Genomic DNA, 19,554 nt, shown 5'->3' with positions numbered 1-19,554 from the left:
TTGGCGCGCTGCGGCTGGTTCGGTGGTTGCTGCGAATGGGCCCTTCTAGCCGCGTTCGCCGCTGTCGTGGCGTTGCATCGCGGCACGGGTCGCAGCCATGCACATGCCGGGCGCGTAGCCTTTCCGCTGGAGGTGGCTCACGATGCGGCGCATGACTTTCTCGCGTTCCTTACGGTCTGGCCCGTAGCGGTCTGGCGGGAGGTCGCTGTGTCCCAGGCGTTTGAGTGCAAGCTGTTCTGCTTGGGCTCGAAGGTCGTCACCGTCGAGCTGTTCAAGGGCCGCGGCGATGTGTTCTTCGCCGATCCCCTTGCGCCGCAGCTCTTGGGATAGGCGTGCTGATGCGTAACCTTTCGACCTGTTGCGGGATTCAACCCACGCGTGCGCGAACGCTTCATCATCGATCAGGCCGACTTCCTCGAAACGGTCCATGACGTGTGCGATGGCGTCATCTGGAAGCTCCTTGCGCCGGAGGTTCTCTTCGATTTCATACCGTGAACGAGCCCGTGTTGAAAGCAAGCGCAACGCCGTCTCCCGGCACAGGCGTTCAGCCTGCTCGCTGGTCAATTCTTCGGCTGGTTCAGAGGTTTCCTCGTTGCTAGGGGGCTCGCCACCGGGTGCGTTGAGAGTCTCCCCTGCTTCGATGAGCTCGAGCACGTCATCCGGCAGGTCACCGAGCATCCACTCTGGAACCTCGGCGTCCGTGTTGAGCCATTCCGGCACCGGAGCCTCGGCCGTTCCCGCGTTGATGTTCGCAGCTGCCCCGTTGGCGTATTTGGTGCTTGGCTCGTCTTCGTCGCTCTGTGTTCGGCCGAATGCGGGTGCCGAGCCGCCGGTCAGTGGCTGGTGTTCGCGTTCGCGGCGCTGTTCACGCAACGCTTTGAGTTGCCGTTGCAGCTGCTGGATCGACGCCGGCTTAGCTTTGCGCTTCTTTGAGCGGGCGGATTTCCCCAACGTCGAGCGGTTGTCCGAGCGAGTGGGCTTGGCGTCCACGTCGCTGTCTGCAGGTTGGCTGAGTGAGCTTGCCGGCACCAGGCCCAAAAGGTTTTGGAGGCGCTGGCGCTCGGCAAGCTTTTCGTCACTCAGTCCGGCAGGATTCTCTCCTGAGTTCCCGGACGTATCCGGGGAGTGGCTCATGCTTTAGGAACAGCCTTCAGGTTGGCTTCGTTCTCAGCTTCCGGGTCCTCGTCAATGCCCAGCTTGATGCGGATCTGACGTTCCAGCTCATCGGCTAGATCCGGGTTGTCCTTCAAGAAGCGGCGTGCGTTCTCTTTACCCTGGCCCAGCTGATCGCCGTCATAGGTGTACCAGGCACCGGACTTCTTGACCAGGCTGTTCTCGACACCCATGTCCAGCAGTCCACCCTCACGGGAAATACCTTCACCATAGAGGATGTCAAACTCTGCCTGCTTGAACGGCGGAGCCATCTTGTTCTTCACGATCTTGGCACGTGTGCGGTTACCCACCGGGTTAGCGCCGTCCTTGAGGGTTTCGATGCGGCGAACATCAACACGGACCGAAGCATAGAACTTCAGCGCTTTACCACCCGTGGTGGTTTCTGGGGAACCGAAGAAGACACCGATCTTTTCACGCAGCTGGTTAATGAAGATCGCGGTCGTCTTGGTCTGAGCGAGGCGGCCGGTGATCTTACGCAGCGCCTGGGACATCAAGCGTGCCTGCAAACCAACGTGGGAGTCACCCATCTCACCTTCGATTTCCGCACGCGGAACAAGTGCCGCAACCGAGTCGATCACCACGATGTCGATCGTGCCCGAGGAGACGAGCATGTCCATGATCTCCAGGGCCTGCTCACCCGTGTCCGGTTGTGCAACCAGGAGAGCGTCCGTGTCCACACCGATCTTGGCGGCGTAAACCGGGTCAAGTGCGTGCTCCGCGTCAATGAACGCGGCGATCCCGCCGTTGCGCTGCGCGTTAGCAACCGCGTGAAGCGCGACAGTGGTTTTACCGGAGGATTCCGGGCCGTAGATCTCCACGACGCGGCCGCGCGGCAAACCACCAATGCCAAGTGCGGCGTCGAGGGCGATCGAGCTGGTCGAGATCGTCTCAATCGGTGCCTTGGTCTCATCACCCAGGCGCATCACCGCGCCCTTACCGAACTGCCGGTCAATTTGGGCGAGAGCCTGGTTCAGTGCCTTCTCGCGGTCCTGTGCTGCCATCTGAAGTCCTCTCGGATCTGTGTGTCACTGCCCGGGGCCGCCCGGGTAGCAACTGTGTGCTTGGGAAGCTCAATGCTTGTAGTTGGGAAGCTAGTTATTCGTTGTGTAACTGTTTTTAGCCTAGGACGGGGGTCTGACAGTTTGTTCCTGACAGGCCCGCAATGTGCACAACTTCCGCCCATGTTCCGGCTGTGGATACCGTGAATAAGGATAACGTACTTCGAACACACATTCGAATACATTGAAGCGTGTCACTGACTCATGGCTTTCGCGTGAGAGGATCCTGGTATGCGTTTGAGCGATTTCCACCGGATGGTTACAGAAGAGTTCGGCGAGGCGGCCGGTGAGCACCTCATGCTCACGATGACCCTGACCGAATGCGACGGACTCACCGCCGCTGACGCCCTCGAGGCCGGCTTCGAACCGAAGGCCGTATGGCTTGCTCTGTGTCGCGCCAAGGATGTTCCCGAATCCCGCTGGTTGGGGCGCGATCTCCCCTTACGCGACACGCCCTGGGACGGCTAAGAAATCGGAACAGCTAACAAGCCAGAGAAGCTAACACTGGAGTGGTCAGTTCCGAACAACCAACAAACAGGTGAGGGCGGATCCGCAATGGATCCGCCCTCACCCGTGAATGTAAGTAGTGCTTAGGCCGAGGCACCTAGGCAGAATTAACCCTTTAGGCAGAAGTAACGGTGCCGAAGTCTTCTGGCAGGGCGTCTGGAACGGACACGCCGCCGTGTTCGTAGAACTCTGCAGGGATAGTGTCTGGCACCGAGCTGCCGTCGATCAGGCCCTCCATGAGCGCGATGCGCTGCGTGACTTCACGCAATACAACGGCGAGCGGAACTTCAAGTGCGGCCGCGATCGATGCTAGAAGCTCACTCGAGGCTTCCTTCTGGCCACGCTCTACCTCGGAGAGGTAACCGAGCGATACACGAGCCAAGTGGGATACTTCGCGGAGGGTACGGCCCTGCTGCTGGCGGATCTGGCGAAGAACCTCGCCAATCTCTTGTCGCAGGACAACGGGGCGGCGAACTGCCTCAGTCTTTTTGGAAGGGTTGTCTTCCACGCCCGCCCAGCGGGTAATTCCGTTTACGTGGGTGGGCTGTCGGTTCATTGAAATCTCGCTTCTCCTTGCGGTTTGCATATCTTCAGCCATCTGAACTGTTCTTGAACCGCTTGCGTGGTGTGCTTGCGTGAACTACTCGTGTGAACTGCTCGAAAGAAGATCGGACATTAAGCGTAACCAGGTTCAGACCCTGTTTGTTCCCAAACGGCCTAATCATCAGGAAGTTGTCAGGAAGCAGCGAGGATACGTTCACCTTGCGCCAGCACGGCATCCACGGTCGCGTTCCGCACCGCTGCGCGGTCCCCCTCCAGCTGCAGCAGCTCATGCCCCTGAGCTTGAATCTCGGACCCGGCCTCGTTGAGAACCGCCCAACCGATATACACCGTCCCGGCCGGATGCCCTCCGTGGGGTTCAGGCCCTGCCACACCCGTGGTGGATACCCCGATGCGCGCCCCGCAGGCTCGTGCGGCACCCACCGCCATCTGCTCAGCGACCTCCGGGTGCACCGGGCCATGACGCTCCAAAAGGCCCGCATCCACACCCAAAACGTCGCGTTTGACACTCACCTGATAAGCGACCACCCCGCCCTGCAACACGGCGGAGGCACCCGGGACATCGGCGATGCGGCTGGCAACCAAACCAGCCGTCAGCGACTCCCCCGTAGCGATGCTCAGTCCGGCGCGCCCAAGCCCGCGCACCAGCGTTGTTGCGTCCCGCATCGTAGTCACCTTCCTCGCTGATCCACGCGCACGCTGTGACCACTACCGTTCACGGTTCTTATACAGCGCGGCGGCCTGGCGCACGTAGTCGATCGCGGACCACAGCGTCAATGCGGCGGCAATCAGCATGATCAGGAAACCGGCCCACCACACACCGTGCACAAAATGGGCGGTCGGCAACAGCAGGATGAACGTGCCCAGCATTTGCGCGACCGTCTTAATCTTCCCGCCCGGGCTCGCCGCGATCACACCGTATTTGATGACCCAGAACCGCATCACGGTCACACCGATCTCGCGCACCAGGATGATCGCGGTGATCCACCATGTCAGATCCCCCAGCACGCTCAAGCTGATGAGCGAAACCGCCATGAGCAGCTTGTCCGCGATCGGGTCGGCGATCTTGCCGAAATCCGTCACAAGGTTCAGGCTGCGCGCAAGCGCACCGTCAAGCCAGTCGGTGAGGGTCGCGACCACGAACACCGCGACCGCCCACCAACGCCACGCGCCATAGTTCGCGGCATCCAGGATGATGAACACCACGAATACAGGGATCAGCAGAATCCGCATCCCGGTCAGGATGTTCGCGATGTTCCAGCTCGAAGCCTGCCCCGCGTGTGGGCCTGCCCCGGTTACCGGCCTGTCAGCGACCATGCGTCTTCGGACTCCTCGTCGTCATCGTCGTGCCACGTGTCCCCAGCGTATCCGCCGCCGGCACCGCCTGCACCTGCGGCAGCCCCTGCGCTCGATGCGGTGTTCTCCCCCGCCTCGCTCGCTTCAGTTGGTGCATGGTTATAGGCGGCTTCATCGGCTAGCGCCTGTTGCTGGGCATCCGGGGTCTCCGGCGCCGGTGTTCCGTTGATCGCGGCCACTACCTGCGGAAGGTCCTCAGGTTTGACCAGCACATCGCGGGCCTTGGAGCCTTCGGATGGGCCGACCACGCCGCGGGACTCCATGAGGTCCATGAGCCTACCGGCCTTCGCGAACCCGATGCGCAACTTACGCTGCAGCATCGAGGTCGAACCGAACTGCGAGGTCACCACGAGCTCGACAGCGCGCAGCAAGTCTTCGAGGTCATCACCGATGTCCGCGTCGATCTCACGCTTCTGGGTCTCCGGGACCACATCCTCGCGGTAGTGCGCGCTCAGCTGGCCCTTGACATGCTCAACGACCCTGTGGATCTCGGACTCTGTAACCCACGCGCCCTGGACACGAATCGGCTTGGACTTACCCATCGGCAAGAACAGAGCGTCACCCTGGCCCAGCAGCTTCTCTGCACCCGGCTGATCCAACACCACACGGGAGTCGGTGACCGAGGAGGTAGCGAACGCCATACGCGAAGGCACGTTCGCCTTGATGAGGCCCGTGACAACATCCACCGACGGACGCTGGGTCGCCAACACGAGGTGGATACCCGCGGCACGAGCGAGCTGGGTGATACGCACAATCGAATCTTCAACATCGCGCGGGGCCACCATCATGAGGTCAGCGAGCTCATCGACAATCACCAACAGGTACGGATACGGCTTAATGACCCGCTTAGAACCGGCAGGCGGAGTCACCTTGCCTGCACGCACCGCCTTATTGAAGTCATCGACGTGTTTGAAACCGAAGTTCGCTAGATCGTCGTAACGGGTGTCCATCTCCTTCACAACCCACTGCAACGCCTCAGCAGCCTTCTTAGGGTTCGTGATAATCGGGGTGATCAGGTGCGGAACACCCTCATACGCGGTGAGCTCAACACGTTTAGGGTCAACCAGCACAAGCCGGACATCATCCGGGGTTGCCCGCATGAGCAAGGACACGATGAGCGAGTTGATGAACGAGGACTTACCAGCACCGGTGGCACCTGCCACGAGCATGTGAGGCATCTTCGCCATGTTCGCTACAACGAACCCGCCCTCAACATCCTTACCCACGCCCATGACCATCGGGTGATCAGTGCGGCGGGCCGCGTTGGAACGCAAAACATCGCCCAGGGATACGACTTCCTTATCCGTGTTCGGGATCTCAATACCGATCGCGGACTTACCCGGGATCGGCGAGAGGATGCGCACATCCGAGGAAGCCACGGCATAGGAGATGTTCTTCGACAGGTTCGTGACGCGCTCAACCTTGGTGCCCGGGGCGAGTTCGATCTCGTAGCGGGTCACAGTCGGGCCACGCGAGAAGCCCGTGACTTCAGCGTCAACCTTGAATTCGCGCAAGGTTTCCTGCAGCGCACGCACAACCTTGTCGTTGGCCTCAGACCGTTCCTTGGCCGGCGGGCCAGCCGGCAGGTATTCGCTCGGTGGCAGCGTGTACGCGACGTCCCCGGAGAGCTCGAGCTGTTCGGTGCGCTGCGGCAACGGCTCAGGCATGGGCCTCTCAGGCCGCGCAGTCGGTGCAACACCCGCACCTGCCGCTGGGGCACCGGTCATGTCGATGGCTTGCGTGCGCACGTCTGCATCGCCGCGGTTGATCACCGTGGTTGCGTCAGGATCAGCGTTCGCCGCATCGTGGTTCGCGGTGTTGTTCTCCTCGGAAGGGGTTCCTGCCCCGCCGTGCTCCTCAACGTTATAGACACCGGCATCACGCATGAGCTTGGCGCGGCGCCTTTCATCCCGGGTAGGGCGACGCACGCCGGGAGGCGGGGTGATCGCCTCGGTCGCATCCGCCGAGCCGCCACTTGCCGCATCGGCTCCAGCGCCATCGGTTTCAGCGCCGTCGTGGATCACGGGGCTTTCGTAGGCCTCGCTCGAGTTTCCAGGCTCAAGTGCCTCCGCATCGGCCTCGGCGTCTTTCTTACGCCCGAACAAAGACCTGCGGGACTTCTTGGTCTTGCCAGTCTGCTTATTCTTCTCTTTTTCGCGGCGTTCAGCATCGTAGAGATACGACTGATCGTGGCCGTCGCGGTCCCCACTCACATCATGTTCAGGGTCTTCATGACCGATCATGAGCAGCCGGTAGAGCCCCACAATCCGTTCAGGGACCTTCTTCACCGGGGTTCCCGTGATGATCAGCAGCGATAAGATGCCCACGAGGCACAAAACGACGACCGCGCCGCCCTCGGTGAGTAGCGCCGCGAGCGGTTCACCAACGAACCAGCCGACCCATCCCCCGCCAGCCCACAACATCTCGAACGGGCCATCAAGCTCCGGGCGGCCCGTCGTAACGTGAGCGATACCAGCGCCGGTGATCAGCGCGAGCAGGAAGCCGATGCTGATGCGGCCGTTGACCGAGTGGTCGGTTGGGCGGCGGAACAACCGGATCGCGGAGATGAACAAAACTACCGGCAGGGCGACCGCCATGACGCCGAAAAGCCCACCAACAGCGGCGTGGGTGTAGGTACCGAAAACAGGTACGGAACGCAGCCCCCACCATTCAACGAGCGCAACAATCAGCGCGAGTACCAGCCACGTGAGGGCTTTGCCGTCGCGCCGCGTCCCTGGCTCCAGTTGCACGGGTTCACCGAGCTGACGGACACCAGCGCCGATGATCCCGCCGAGGCTGGACCAGGCACGTTGGATGGCACGGAGCGGCGCGGGGATCTCACTGGATTCCGCGTTCAATTCCGTGGTTTCTTTGCTACCGGAGCGCTTGCTTCTGCTCTTTGAAGACGAGGAAGAACGCTGCGATCCGGGGGAAGTACGGGTCGCCATAGATTCCAGGATACGCCGCAGGCGCTATAAGAGAGGCAACCGACACCGTTACCGGCCTAAGCAGCGCCTATACTTCGACGACCACGGGCACGATCATCGGACGGCGGCGTAGCTTACGCCCAACCCAGGAACCGATCACACGCCGCACGACCTGCTGCAGCTGATGCTGGGTGTGATCCGGCTTATCCCGCATCGCTTCTTCCAGCGCGGATGCAATCTTCGGTTTGATGACCTCGAACGTTTTCGCGGTCTCAGCAACACCGCGGACCACGATGTCTGGGCCCTGGATGATCTTCTGGGTCTTACGGTCCACAACGCTGATGACGGAGACGAAGCCTTCCTTGGACAAGACCATGCGGTCCTTGAGGTCGTCTTCGGTGACCATGCCCACGTGCGTCCCGTCCACATACACGTAGCTGACATCAAGCTGACCCGTGATGCTTGGAACGCCATCGGTAATGTCAACAACCGTTCCGTTGTTCGCTAGCAACAGGTTCTCGACCGGGACACCCGTGGCGTGAGCGAGTTTCGCGTTAGCGAGCTGATGCTTCGGCTCGCCGTGGACTGGCATCACGTGGCGCGGCTGAACCACGTTGTAGACCGTCAGGAGTTCACCGGCGTAGGCGTGGCCGGATACGTGCACATTCGCGTTGCCTTTGTGGATCACGTTGATCCCGCGATACTGCAAAGCGTTCATGAGGCGGAAGACCGAAGTCTCGTTACCTGGGATCAAAGAGGACGCGAGGATCACGGTGTCCCCGGAGTCCAGTGAGATCTTGTGATCCCCGCTGGCCATGCGGGACAGCGCCGCCATCGGTTCGCCCTGGGAACCGGTGCACATCAGCACGATCTGGTGGTCCGGGATCTTATCCACGTTCTTGAAATCGACTAGCATCCCTTCGGGGATATCGAGGTATCCCAGCTTGGATGCGATCGTCATGTTCCGCACCATCGAACGCCCCACCAGGCACAGCTTGCGGCCGGCCTTCGCGGCGGCGTTGATAACCTGCTGGACGCGGTGCACGTGCGATGCGAAAGAGGCGACGATCACGCGCTGATCGGCTTTGGCGATCGCGTCGTCCAGGACGGGCTGGATGTTGCGTTCAGTCGGCGTGTGGCCCGGGACTTCCGCGTTGGTTGAATCAGGGACCATGAGGTCCACACCCTCTTCACCCCAACGTCCGAAGGCCCGCAGGTCAGTCACACGCCCATCGAGCGGCAACGGGTCCATCTTGAAGTCACCGGTCTGGAACACGTTACCGGCCTTGGTACGCACCAGCACCGCCATCGAATCCGGAATCGAGTGGTTCACGGCCGCGAACTCGACCTCGAAAGGCCCGAACTGCTCGACATCGCCCTCACGGATCTGCAACGTGAACGGTTTGATGCGGTGTTCCTGCAGCTTCGCTTCAACGAGTGCGAGCGTGAGCTGCGAAGCCACCAACGGGATGTCTTGCTTGAGGCGCAACAGGTACGGGACAGCACCGATGTGGTCTTCGTGGCCGTGAGTGATGACCACGGCGACCACGTCGTCGAGACGGTCCTCGATATGGGACATGTCAGGCAGGATCAGATCCACACCTGGCTGTTCTTCTTCCGGGAAGAGCACCCCACAGTCAACGATGAGTAGCTTGCCGTCCATTTCATAGACGGTCATGTTACGACCCACTTCGCCAACCCCACCGAGTGGGTAGACGCGAAGTGTTCCCTTAGGTAGTTGAGGCGGTGCTGAGACCTTCCGGTCGACGTCGAACGCGATGGTCGGTGTGTCAGTCATCCTGTTGATAAGCCTTTCTATAGATGTAGACCGCCCTCCGCGAGGTCTGCGAGTACGGGGGCGAGCTCAGCATCCGTAGGCTCCACGAGTGGGAGGCGGACGTGAGCGCTCGGCAGGACACCCTGCCGCTGAAGAACTGTTTTCGATGCCACGGCTCCTTGGAGATGGCTCATGATGCCACGCTGGAGCGGGTCGATGTCCGCGTGGGCTTTGCGTGCGGTCGCAAGATCACCGTTGGCGACCGCGTCGATCATGGTGCGGTATTGCGCAGCCGCGATGTGCGCGGTCACGGACACAAGCCCGATCGCACCGATCGCCAGCAACGGCAACGTCAGCCCGTCTTCACCCGAGTAGATGTCAAGGTCGGTGCGGGCGATGACCTTGGTGGTCTCCATGAGGTCGCCCTTGGCGTCTTTGAGGGCCACGATGTTGGGGTGCTTGGCCAGCGCTACGATCGTTTCGGTCTCGATGGGTTTCACGGAGCGGCCTGGGATGTCATAGAGCATCACGGGTAGGTCTACCGCATCGGCGATGGCTTCGAAGTGGGCTTGGATGCCTGCCTGGGATGGCTTGTTGTAGTACGGGGTCACCAGCAGCAGCCCGTCAACGCCGACCTCTTTCGCCATGCGGGAGAGGTTGATCGAGTGGCGGGTGTCGTTGGTTCCGGTGCCCGCCACGACAGCGGCGCGGTCCCCGACTTCCTCGACGACTGCCTTGAACATTTCGACGTTCTCTTCGTCAGTCAATGTCGAGGTTTCGCCCGTGGTGCCGGTCACGACCAGCCCGTCACAGCCGTCGTCAACAAGCTTTCGGGCCAGGGCGCGCGCGGCGTCAAGGTCGAGCTCACCGGTGGCCTTGAAGGGCGTCACCATTGCGGTCAGCAGTGTTCCGAAGCGTGGACGATCAGTGTGAAGTGCCATGGTTCCCAGGTTACCTGTCTGTGCTGTTTCGGGCTTGTTTGCGAAGCGATATGGCGGTGCGCATGGATTCGCGGGCACGCCGGCGATCCCCCGCCGCATCGTATGCGAGCGCGAGCCGATGCCAGGACTGCCACCTCTCAGGATGTTCTTTGGCTTCTGCCGCGTATTTCTTGAAGTCTTCGTCTGCGGCTTCTTTAACGATGCGCCCCGACGGCATGCGCGGCAAGTCATCGCGTGGCAGTAGGCCTTGCTCTTCTAGTTCTTTGGCCATGGCCTCAGTCGTGGCGCCGAACGTGACCTCGCGTACAAGGATCCACACGCCGATGAGCGGGACCACGAGGATCGCGGCACCCAGCGCGATCCCGATCGGCTCGCCGGTCTGCCACAACCTCACCACGGACCCGAAGAACGCGATGAGATAGATGATGTAGACGGCCAGGATGATGCCGGTGAAGATTTTCGCTTTCATAGTGTTGCGCTATACCTGCCTCTATGCGCCGAGGTCGAGGTAGCCTTCCAGCCCGTGGGTCAGCCCGGGCCGTTGCGCGACGGTGCGCAAGCCGAGCAGGACCCCAGACATGAAGGAGACACGGTCGAAAGAGTCGTGGCGGATCGTGAGCATCTCGCCTTCACCGCCCAGTAGCACCTCTTGATGAGCCACGAGGCCGCGTAGGCGCACCGCGTGGACGTGAACGTCGTCGACCACGGCCCCGCGCGCTCCGTGCGGGTCGGTTTCTGTTGCATCGGGGCTTGGTGCCCGTCCGGCTTCGGCACGCGCTTGGGCGATCATGCGGGCCGTGCGGTCCGCGGTGCCGGAGGGCGCATCGACCTTGTCGGGGTGATGCATCTCGATCACTTCAACCGATTCGAAATACGGTGCCGCTTGAGCGGCGAACTGTGCGGCAAGCACGGCACCGAGCGCGAAGTTAGGGGCGATCAAAACCCCAACCTCCGGCTGACCTTCAAGCTGGGTGCGGACTGCGGCGAGGCGGTCGGCATCCCAGCCGGTAGCGCCAACAACCGCGTGGATCCCGTGTTCGATAGCGAACGCGACGTTATCGGCAGTCGCTGATGGAACGGACAGATCCACCATGTGGGTCGCGTTCGCATCGAGCATCGCATCCAGCGAGTCCCCTCGCCCGATCTGTGCGACCACCTCCATATCCGGTGCGTTCCCGACGGCCTCAACGGCTTGGGATCCCATGCGCCCGCGGGCGCCGATAACGGCTACGCGGAGAGGCGAGGTGGTCTGCGTGTCAGTCACGATGTGCTGCTCCAAAGTGAGGTTTTAGCGTTCTGATGCGTTGCGGTATTCGAACGGTGAAGTATCTAAACTGTGCCGTATCTAAACTGTGCCGTTTCTAAACCGTGGCGCTGCGGTCGAACGGGTCGAGCGAGAAGTCATCGCGCAGGATGCGTTCTGCCCAGGCCTTCGCCGAGTGCAGCGAGTGGTCTTTGAAGTTACCGCACGAGACTTCGGTGGTGCCTGGGACGTCTTCCCATTCGACGGTGTCGCGGATCGCTTCAAGTGAGGACTTGAGCGCGCGGGCCACTTCTTCGATGCTGGGGGTGCCCCACGTGATGAGGTGGAAGCCGGTGCGGCATCCGAATGGAGAGCAGTCGATGATGCCATCCAAGCGAGTCCGCAGAAGACCCGCCAAGAGGTGTTCGATGGTGTGTAGGCCAGCGGTGTCGATCGCCTCGTGGTTGGGTTGCAGCAAACGCAGGTCGAAGTTGGAGATGGTTCCGTTGCCTTCAGGACCGTGCTCTACCGCGATGAGACGCACATAGGGAGCCTTGACCGCGGTGTGGTCAAGCTCGAAGCTCTCGACGTTCGCCATGTTCTTTTCAGCCACGATTCCTCCTGACACGGTTGCCCGTGAAACCTAATTCTGCAGTTGTAAAGCGCAGTTGCCGTTAAGGTTACCGGGTGGCGGCGCCGCTGGCCCTCGTTACGTAATCAGGCTCAGTTACGTAGTCAGGCTCAGTGACGTAACCGGGCTCAGTTAGATCACCGGTCTGGCCGATGAAAGCCTCGGGCGCGAGGATCACGGCGGTTCGCGGTTGCGCGGCTAGACGGGCGGCGAGCGCCTTGACCTCATCGATGGTTACGGCCCGCAGTTTCTCGAGTGTTTCTTCGAGGGTTACGTAGTGGCCGGTCATGAGTTCAGCTCCTGCTAGGCGTGACATGCGTGGCCCGTGGTCCTCGCCGGTCAACACGGATTGGCCGGCGAGTGAGCCGACTGCCCAGTCGAGTTCGTCCTCGGTGATGCCGGCAGCTGCGATGAGGTCGAACTGCTCCCCTAAGACCGTGAGCGTGGTTTCGGCGTCTTCGGGCGCGCATCCGGCATACAGTGAGAAGAACCCGGTGTCTGAATAGCCGGCGGTCATCGCGAAGGTTGAGTACGCGAGTCCGCGGCGTTCACGCACTTCCTGGAAGAGGCGTGAGGACATTCCCCCGCCTAGCACCGTGGAGAGGATCGAGAGCGCAAAGCGGTTCTCTGAATCCGAGGGCAGGCCAGGAACGCCCAGGAACACTTGGGCTTGTTCGATGTCTTTATAGATGCGGAAAACACCGGACTGGGCTCCCGGCATTGCCCGTAGCTCTTCAACAGGTTCAGGGATACCGCCGTGGGTTGCCAGCGCCTGCGCGTCCACTTCTACCCCGTACACGCCGGTGCGGCGCGGCATCGGAGTGCGTTCGGTCTCTAGATCCCAGCCGCCGTCTTTGAGGGCCTGGGTAGCCAACCGAACCACCTCATCGTGCTCTACCGCGCCCGCCGCCGTGATCACGAGCGTTTCCGGGGAGTAATACTTGTTGTAGTGGTCACGGAACTCTGCAACTTTGAGTTCGCGGATCTCGGCACGCGTACCGCCGACGGGGCGGGCCAGTGGATGCTCACCGAAGATGAGCCGAGAGAACTGCTCGTGGGCCATCGAGAGCGGGTCATCGGCATCCATCGCAAGCTCATCCAAGATGACCCCGCGCTCCCGTTCGGCTTCTTCGTGGTCCAGGAGGGGCTGGGTCACCATGTCAGAGATGACCTCGATCGCCATCGGCAGATCCTCACCCAAGACGCGGGCGTGATAGCACGTGGTCTCCTTGGTGGTTGCGGCATTCGCTTCCCCACCCACGCGGTCAAAAGCCAAGGAAATTTCGAAGGCCGAACGAGTCGGGGTGCCCTTGAACAAGAGGTGTTCCAAGAAGTGTGTGGAACCGTATTGGCCTTCAGCCTCATCACGGGAACCCACGCCCACCCAGAAACCCACCGAAGCCGAAAGTGCCGCCGGCATGTGCTCCGTCAAGATCCGCACCCCTGAAGGCAAAACCGTGCGGCGAACCACCGAGCCGTCTTCATCCTGCCGTAGCGTCTGCTCAAGACGCTCAGGGGACGGGACCAACGGCAAATCTATCGGCACAACGAAATCCTTTCGCGCTAGGTTATATAGCTCAGCAAGCTATACGACTCAGTAGGTTATACGACTCAGTGGGTCATGTGACTCAGTGGGTTATACAGCACCGCGGCTGAGGTAGCTCAGTGGCCTTTGAAGGCTTCCGCGAGCCACCACGCCCCGGAGTCCGATGCGATCTTCGCGTCAATCACGAGCGGCGCTTGAGGATCGCTAGCGAGCCATTCGCGTACCGCCGCGAGGTCCTGGACCCTACGCACCGTAACCCCTTCGGCTCCGAAACCGCGGGCGATCGCCGCGATGTCGGTATCCGGGAACGTGACCGTGGACATGTCAGGTTCTGAACCGTCCGCGTTGAAGTGGTAGATCTCGGCTCCGTAGGCGGCATCGTTATAGACGATGCACACGAGCGGAAGCCGCAACCGGACCGCTGTCTCAAGCTCCGCGATCGCCATATGGAATCCACCATCCCCGGTTCCCAGAACCGGCATCCGGTCCGGCCTGGCCAGCGCCGCGCCGATCGCGGTGCCCAGCCCCAGCCCGATCGCCTGGAAAGCCTGCGTGAAGCAGAATCCATCAACGTCCGGAACATCCAGAAACTGGCTCGGATACCCCATGAAGTTACCCGAATCGATACTCACGATGCGTTCGGCAGGCAGGATCTTGTTGAGTTCGATAGTCAACGTGCGTGGGTCGATGCGCGCTTGCGTTCCGACGTCAGTGGACAGGTCGCTGTAGGGTTCGCTCGCCCACGAGCTGCGGGAAGCGATGAGTTCGCGGTTGGCTTGCGTCCGGTAGCCGGTGCGAGGTGCCGGGTGCTGTTCACGGATGTGCTCAAGCACATCGGCGGCGGTTTCGGCGGTGTCGCCGAGCACCCCGAGCGTAATGGGCCTGTTCCGCCCCAGCGCGGCGTCTTCACAATCGACCTGCACCACCGCCGCATCCGGGCTGATCAGGGTTCCGTGCCGCATGGTCCACATGTTCATCGCGCACCCGAACCCCACAATGAGATCCGCGTTGCTGATGAGCTCGGCCGTCACAGGCGATGAGAATCCCCCGGAGATCCCGAGGTTGTAATCCTTGCCGTTGAAAAGCCCCTTCACAACCGCCGAGGTCGCCAACAGCGCACCCGTATGCTCCGCCAGTTGCGAGATCACACCACCTGCGTGCTTCGTGCCGCGCCCAGCGACGAACACAGGGCGCTGTGCCCGAATGATCAGTTCCGCGAGCGCGGCAACGCTCGCCCGCGAAGGCCGCACAGGTTCCGCCCGATGTAGACGCTCAGCGGCTGGAACAGCGCGGGCCGGACCGGCTTGATCAGCGTACGCGGGCTGAACCTGAACATCCAACGGGAGGTTCAAAACCACCGTCCTGCGGTCGTTGACCGCCGTACGGTAGGCGCGCACCACATCGTCCACCACCGTCTCAGCGGAATGAACCCGCACCGAGACCGCATACACCGACTCCGCTAGCCCATCCTGATCCATCGCGAAGTTCGAGCTCACAGCGCTCGCCGCGGACTCACCGGTCAGAACGATCATCGGGGTGCGGGACTTCGCGGCCTCACCGATCCCGGTGGTCGCGTTCGTCAGCCCACAGCCCTGATGCACGCTCAGCACCGAAACCTTGCCCGAAACACGGGCATACGCATCCGCCATGTTCGCCGCCCCGCCCTCGTGACGGGCCGCGGTGAACGGGACCCCGTGGGCTTTCAACGCGTTCGTGACCACGAAATTACCGCTACCCACCACACCGAAAGCGTGCCCCACACCCAACTGGGCCAGCAGGGCTGCGACCTGTTCAGCGACGTTCATAACCACTTCTTCAATCTTCCAATGCCTTAGCGACGGCACCCAACCTCAGTGACGGCAGGGCCGAGTTCGCACCGGAGGCGTTACTTCGCCGTGCTCGTTTTACTTCTCAGCGCCTGTTTTACTTCTCAACGAACGTGTAGACACGGCATGGGGAGCCGGTGCCGCCCACGATCGGTAGCGGGGCCACACAGATCATCGAGCCAGTTGTTGGTAGCTTCGCGAGGTTCTTCAACGACGTGATCCCGTATTTATCCGCACCCAGCAGATAGTAGTGCACCGGGAACGGTGGGTCCTGTTCCCCGCCGCGGCCGGCATCGATCCCGACAGTCTCAACGCCCATGCCCGAAATCGGAAGCTCATCCGCCATGTAGCGGGCGCATTCGACCGTGAAGCCTGGGGTGTGGGAACCGGCCTCGTCCGCGTTGAGGAACGCTTCCTCGCTGTGGTCGTGCTGATCCCAGCCGGTGCGGAACAAAAGCCACGCTCCTTCCGGGAACGCGCCGTGACGTTCTTGCCACTGTTTCAGGTGTGAGACATCAACCAGGAAGTCCGGGTCAGCCTCAACCTCAGCGGTGAAATCCAAGACCACCGCCGGGCCAGTCAGCCGCGGCAGATCGATCTGGGATACGTCCTTACCCTCGCGGCCGCTGATCCAGTGGATCGGGGCATCCAAATGGGTTCCGATGTGCTCACCGGTACGGATGTTGTGGTGCTTCCAGAACGGGCCCGGCTCGTCATAGGCCGAGACCTGTTCGAGGCTGAAATCATCCAGGTTCGGGAACGGGTCAGGCAACGTCAACGTCGGCGTCTCAGACGACAACGGCGCCGTAAGATCCACCATCTCTATCGAACCGGATGCCACCCCGGCCAAGAACGCCTCTACTGCAGACATCGCCCCTCCAGAATCCAATACAACTGCGCCGATGGTTAGTAATGCTTAGTTAAGAACGTTTGGTTAACAATGCTAACCATCGTGATCCACGCCTCACTCGCAACCCAAACCAATGACGATGCATGACGTGGGCACCAGACGCACAGACCCTTACAGCACAAGACCCCCTTACAGCAAAAGGCCCCGGAACCGTTGACTGGTTCCGGGGCCCGCGTATCAGCGAATCAGCTCAAGCGATCACAGCCACGCGTGCGCTGACGCCTTACTCGGCGTCCTTCTCAGCTGCTTCCTCGTCAACGACTGGGGCGAGCGAGAGCTTGCCGCGGTCGTCAACCTTGGTGATCTCAACCTGGAGCTTCTGGCCCACGCCCACAACGTCTTCGACGTCGTTGACGCGCTGGCCGCCGTTGAGCTTACGCAACTCGGAGATGTGCAGCAGGCCATCCTTGCCTGGCGTGAGCGAAATGAACGCGCCGAAGGAGGTCAGCTTCACCACGGTACCGAGGTAACGCTCGCCAACCTCAGGGATCTGCGGGTTAGCCATCGCGTTGATCGTTGCGCGTGCAGCTTCAGCCGCAGCGCCGTCGGTCGCGCCGATCAGGACCGTGCCGTCATCTTCGATCGAGATTTCAGCGCCGGTGTCTTCCTGAATCTGGTTGATCATCTTGCCCTTAGGACCAATGACCTCACCAATCTTTTCCACTGGGATCTTCACCGAGATGATGCGTGGAGCGTATGGGGACATCTCGTCTGGGGCGTCGATCGCAGAATCCATGACGTCCAGGATGTGAACGCGGGCCTCGTGAGCCTGCTTGAGTGCGGCAGCGAGCACGGAAGCCGGGATGCCGTCGAGCTTGGTGTCCAGCTGGATCGCGGTAATGAAATCGCGGGTACCGGCCACCTTGAAGTCCATGTCACCCATCGCGTCTTCAGCACCGAGGATGTCAGTCAGGGCCGCGTAGCGGGTCTCGCCGTCCACCGTGTCGGTGACCAGGCCCATCGCGATACCTGCAACAGGTGCCTTGAGTGGAACACCAGCGTTGTACATCGACAGAGTCGATGCGCAGACCGAACCCATCGAGGTCGAGCCGTTGGAGCCCAACGCTTCGGAAACCTGGCGGATCGCGTATGGGAATTCATCACGCGATGGCAGAACCGGAACCAGAGCGCGCTCCGCGAGGGCGCCGTGGCCGATCTCGCGGCGCTTTGGCGAGCCGACACGGCCCGTCTCGCCCGTGGAGAACGGCGGGAAGTTGTAGTGGTGCATGTAGCGCTTCGCCTTCTCTGGGGCGAGCGAATCGATCTGCTGCTCCATCTTGAGCATGTTCAGGGTCGTAACACCCATGATCAGGGTTTCGCCGCGCTCGAAGATCGCGGAACCGTGAACGCGCGGCAGAACCTCGACCTCGGCCAGCAGCTGGCGGATGTCAGTCAAACCACGACCGTCGATGCGGACCTGGTCCTTCAAGATGCGCTGACGCACGATGTGCTTGGTGAGTGCACCGTACGCCTTGGAGACCTCGGATTCGCGTTCCTCGAACTCCTTGCCCTCACCGGCCAGAGCCTCAAGGACCTCTTCCTTCAGCGCATCGTCAGCGTCCTGGCGCTCCTGCTTATCAGCGATCTGGTAGACCTCTGCAAGCTTCTGCGCAGCGATCTTCTCGACTGCCTCGTAGGCGTCGTCCTCGAAGTCGAGGAAGATCGGGAACTCACGGGCAGGCTTAGCCGCACGCGATGCGAGGTCAGCCTGCGCCTCAACGAGTGCACGGATGAATGGCTTGGCGGCTTCGAGGCCTTCAGCGACAACGGTCTCGGTCGGTGCCGTGACGCCGCGATCGTGGATGAGTTCCCACGCGTGATCGGTAGCGCCAGCCTCGACCATCATGATCGCAACATCATCGCCAGCAACGCGGCCTGCAACAACCATGTTGAACACGGCCTCATCAAGCTGGGTCTTGGTTGGGAACGCAACCCACTGTGGGCCTTCGCTGTCTTCGATGAGCGCGATGCGCACGCCACCGATCGGGCCGGAGAACGGCAGACCCGAAAGCTGGGTGGACATCGAGGAAGCGTTGATAGCGACCACATCGTAGTAGTCATCCGGGTTGATCGAGGTCACCATGACCACGATCTGAACCTCGTTGCGCAAGCCCTTGACGAAAGACGGGCGCAGCGGGCGGTCCATCAGACGGCACGCGAGGATCGCCTCAGTCGATGGACGGCCTTCACGGCGGAAGAACGAGCCCGGGATCTTACCCGCAGCGTACATGCGCTCTTCAACGTCGACGGTGAGCGGGAAGAAATCGAAGCCCTCACGCGGATGCTTACCGGCGGTGGTTGCCGAGAGCATCGAGGTGTCATCATCGAGGAACACCATCGCCGAACCAGCAGCCTGCTTGGCTACGTGGCCGGTCTCGAAACGGATGGTGCGCTTACCAAAACGGCCGTTATCAATCACGGCCTCTGAATATTGAATGTCAGTAGCTTCCACTACAGTTTTCTCCTCAAAATGCACGTCAACAACGAAACGCGTTTTCGCGGTTGGTGCTCGATCGAGGCCATCGGTACTGCAATCTGGCCGCCCTCTTGAGGACGAACAACCGGCCGCCCTGTTGAGGACGTGTTCCGGAAATACCGCACCGCGGGCCACTACCGAGGACCACACGCGAACGTCTTGAGCGTCAACGTTCTTGACTATGTATTGGATTAGATATTGATGTTTGAACTTCTGATGCGTTAACGCCCCGGAAAGGTCTTCCGGGGCGTTAAACGTGAGACATTAGCGGCGCAGACCGAGGCGCTCGATCAGCGAACGGTAACGCTCAATGTCTACAGACTTGAGGTAGCCGAGCATGCGGCGGCGGCGACCAACCAGGGCCATGAGGCCACGGCGGGTGTGGTGGTCGTGCTTGTGATGCTTCAGGTGCTCAGTCAGGTCAGAGATACGACGGGACATGACAGCGATCTGAACCTCAGGGGAACCAGTGTCGCCCTCGTGGATCGCGTATTCCTTGATGATCTCTTGCTTTACGGCCTGGTCAAGAGCCATGTATTTACTCCTTGAGAGTGTGCCGCGTACAGTGAACCCGCACGGGATCGCCCTCAACTGATATCGCTGGGCCATCGTCGCCGGGGAT

General features: G+C 61.3%; 17 protein-coding genes. 1 reads left to right on the top strand and 16 read right to left on the bottom strand.

Features of this window, described 5'->3' with window-relative positions:
- Window positions 1-45: 45 nt before the first annotated feature.
- Window positions 46-1,134: a regulatory protein RecX gene (locus HMPREF3175_RS09860; RefSeq protein WP_083289377.1), complete on the bottom strand. Its 1,089-nt coding sequence runs from the start codon at window positions 1,132-1,134 to the stop codon at window positions 46-48.
- Entirely contained in the window at window positions 1,131-2,174 is a 1,044-nt protein-coding gene (gene recA, locus HMPREF3175_RS03770) for a recombinase RecA (protein WP_035756975.1), read from the bottom strand. The genes HMPREF3175_RS09860 and recA overlap by 4 nt, the downstream gene beginning before the upstream one ends.
- Before the next feature lie 288 nt (window positions 2,175-2,462).
- On the opposite strand from recA, the gene HMPREF3175_RS03765 reads away from it, so the two are divergent.
- Window positions 2,463-2,699, top strand: a complete 237-nt coding sequence (locus tag HMPREF3175_RS03765) for a DUF3046 domain-containing protein (protein ID WP_070490725.1) — start codon at window positions 2,463-2,465, stop codon at window positions 2,697-2,699.
- A 154-nt stretch (window positions 2,700-2,853) separates the two neighbouring features.
- Here the strand turns inward: HMPREF3175_RS03765 and HMPREF3175_RS03760 are convergent, their stop codons facing one another.
- The 14 genes from HMPREF3175_RS03760 to rpsO form a co-directional block, all read right to left on the bottom strand.
- Entirely contained in the window at window positions 2,854-3,294 is a 441-nt protein-coding gene (locus tag HMPREF3175_RS03760) for a helix-turn-helix domain-containing protein (RefSeq protein ID WP_035756969.1), read from the bottom strand.
- Window positions 3,295-3,473: 179 nt separating this feature from the next.
- Window positions 3,474-3,965 carry a CinA family protein gene (locus HMPREF3175_RS03755; protein WP_070490724.1) on the bottom strand — a complete coding sequence of 164 codons (492 nt, stop codon included), beginning with the start codon at window positions 3,963-3,965 and terminating at the stop codon, window positions 3,474-3,476.
- Window positions 3,966-4,007: 42 nt separating this feature from the next.
- Window positions 4,008-4,616: a CDP-diacylglycerol--glycerol-3-phosphate 3-phosphatidyltransferase gene (gene pgsA / locus HMPREF3175_RS03750; RefSeq protein ID WP_070490759.1), complete on the bottom strand. Its 609-nt coding sequence runs from the start codon at window positions 4,614-4,616 to the stop codon at window positions 4,008-4,010.
- On the bottom strand, window positions 4,595-7,603 hold the full coding sequence (locus HMPREF3175_RS03745; protein WP_070490723.1) for an FtsK/SpoIIIE family DNA translocase: 3,009 nt from the start codon (window positions 7,601-7,603) through the stop codon (window positions 4,595-4,597). The genes pgsA and HMPREF3175_RS03745 overlap by 22 nt, the downstream gene beginning before the upstream one ends.
- Before the next feature lie 67 nt (window positions 7,604-7,670).
- Entirely contained in the window at window positions 7,671-9,380 is a 1,710-nt protein-coding gene (locus HMPREF3175_RS03740; RefSeq protein ID WP_070490722.1) for a ribonuclease J, read from the bottom strand.
- Window positions 9,381-9,397: 17 nt separating this feature from the next.
- Window positions 9,398-10,300 (bottom strand): 4-hydroxy-tetrahydrodipicolinate synthase, encoded by a 903-nt coding sequence (gene dapA / locus HMPREF3175_RS03735; protein WP_070490721.1) that lies wholly within the window; start codon window positions 10,298-10,300, stop codon window positions 9,398-9,400.
- A gap of 10 nt (window positions 10,301-10,310) precedes the next feature.
- Window positions 10,311-10,769 (bottom strand): hypothetical protein, encoded by a 459-nt coding sequence (locus HMPREF3175_RS03730; protein ID WP_070490720.1) that lies wholly within the window; start codon window positions 10,767-10,769, stop codon window positions 10,311-10,313.
- A gap of 21 nt (window positions 10,770-10,790) precedes the next feature.
- A complete protein-coding gene (gene dapB / locus HMPREF3175_RS03725; RefSeq protein ID WP_256276263.1) occupies window positions 10,791-11,564 on the bottom strand; it encodes a 4-hydroxy-tetrahydrodipicolinate reductase in 774 nt (257 codons plus the stop codon).
- 97 nt (window positions 11,565-11,661) lie between these two features.
- On the bottom strand, window positions 11,662-12,156 hold the full coding sequence (locus tag HMPREF3175_RS03720) for an S-ribosylhomocysteine lyase (protein ID WP_370977538.1): 495 nt from the start codon (window positions 12,154-12,156) through the stop codon (window positions 11,662-11,664).
- A 67-nt stretch (window positions 12,157-12,223) separates the two neighbouring features.
- Window positions 12,224-13,708, bottom strand: coding sequence for a M16 family metallopeptidase (locus HMPREF3175_RS03715; protein WP_083289386.1), 1,485 nt, complete (start codon window positions 13,706-13,708; stop codon window positions 12,224-12,226).
- 128 nt (window positions 13,709-13,836) lie between these two features.
- A complete protein-coding gene (locus tag HMPREF3175_RS03710) occupies window positions 13,837-15,525 on the bottom strand; it encodes a thiamine pyrophosphate-binding protein (protein WP_070490718.1) in 1,689 nt (562 codons plus the stop codon).
- A 118-nt stretch (window positions 15,526-15,643) separates the two neighbouring features.
- Window positions 15,644-16,417, bottom strand: a complete 774-nt coding sequence (locus HMPREF3175_RS03705; protein ID WP_070490717.1) for a cyclase family protein — start codon at window positions 16,415-16,417, stop codon at window positions 15,644-15,646.
- Window positions 16,418-16,679: 262 nt separating this feature from the next.
- Window positions 16,680-18,908, bottom strand: a complete 2,229-nt coding sequence (locus HMPREF3175_RS03700; RefSeq protein ID WP_070490716.1) for a polyribonucleotide nucleotidyltransferase — start codon at window positions 18,906-18,908, stop codon at window positions 16,680-16,682.
- Between the two features lie 288 nt (window positions 18,909-19,196).
- Window positions 19,197-19,466: a 30S ribosomal protein S15 gene (gene rpsO, locus HMPREF3175_RS03695; RefSeq protein WP_035756943.1), complete on the bottom strand. Its 270-nt coding sequence runs from the start codon at window positions 19,464-19,466 to the stop codon at window positions 19,197-19,199.
- Window positions 19,467-19,554: the final 88 nt, after the last annotated feature.

The sequence above is a fragment of the Arthrobacter sp. HMSC08H08 genome, from assembly GCF_001807575.1.
GTDB lineage: Bacteria > Actinomycetota > Actinomycetes > Actinomycetales > Micrococcaceae > Pseudoglutamicibacter > Pseudoglutamicibacter albus.
Note: the sequence above shows the minus strand (reverse complement) of the source record. Positions and strands in the feature narration are given on the sequence as shown.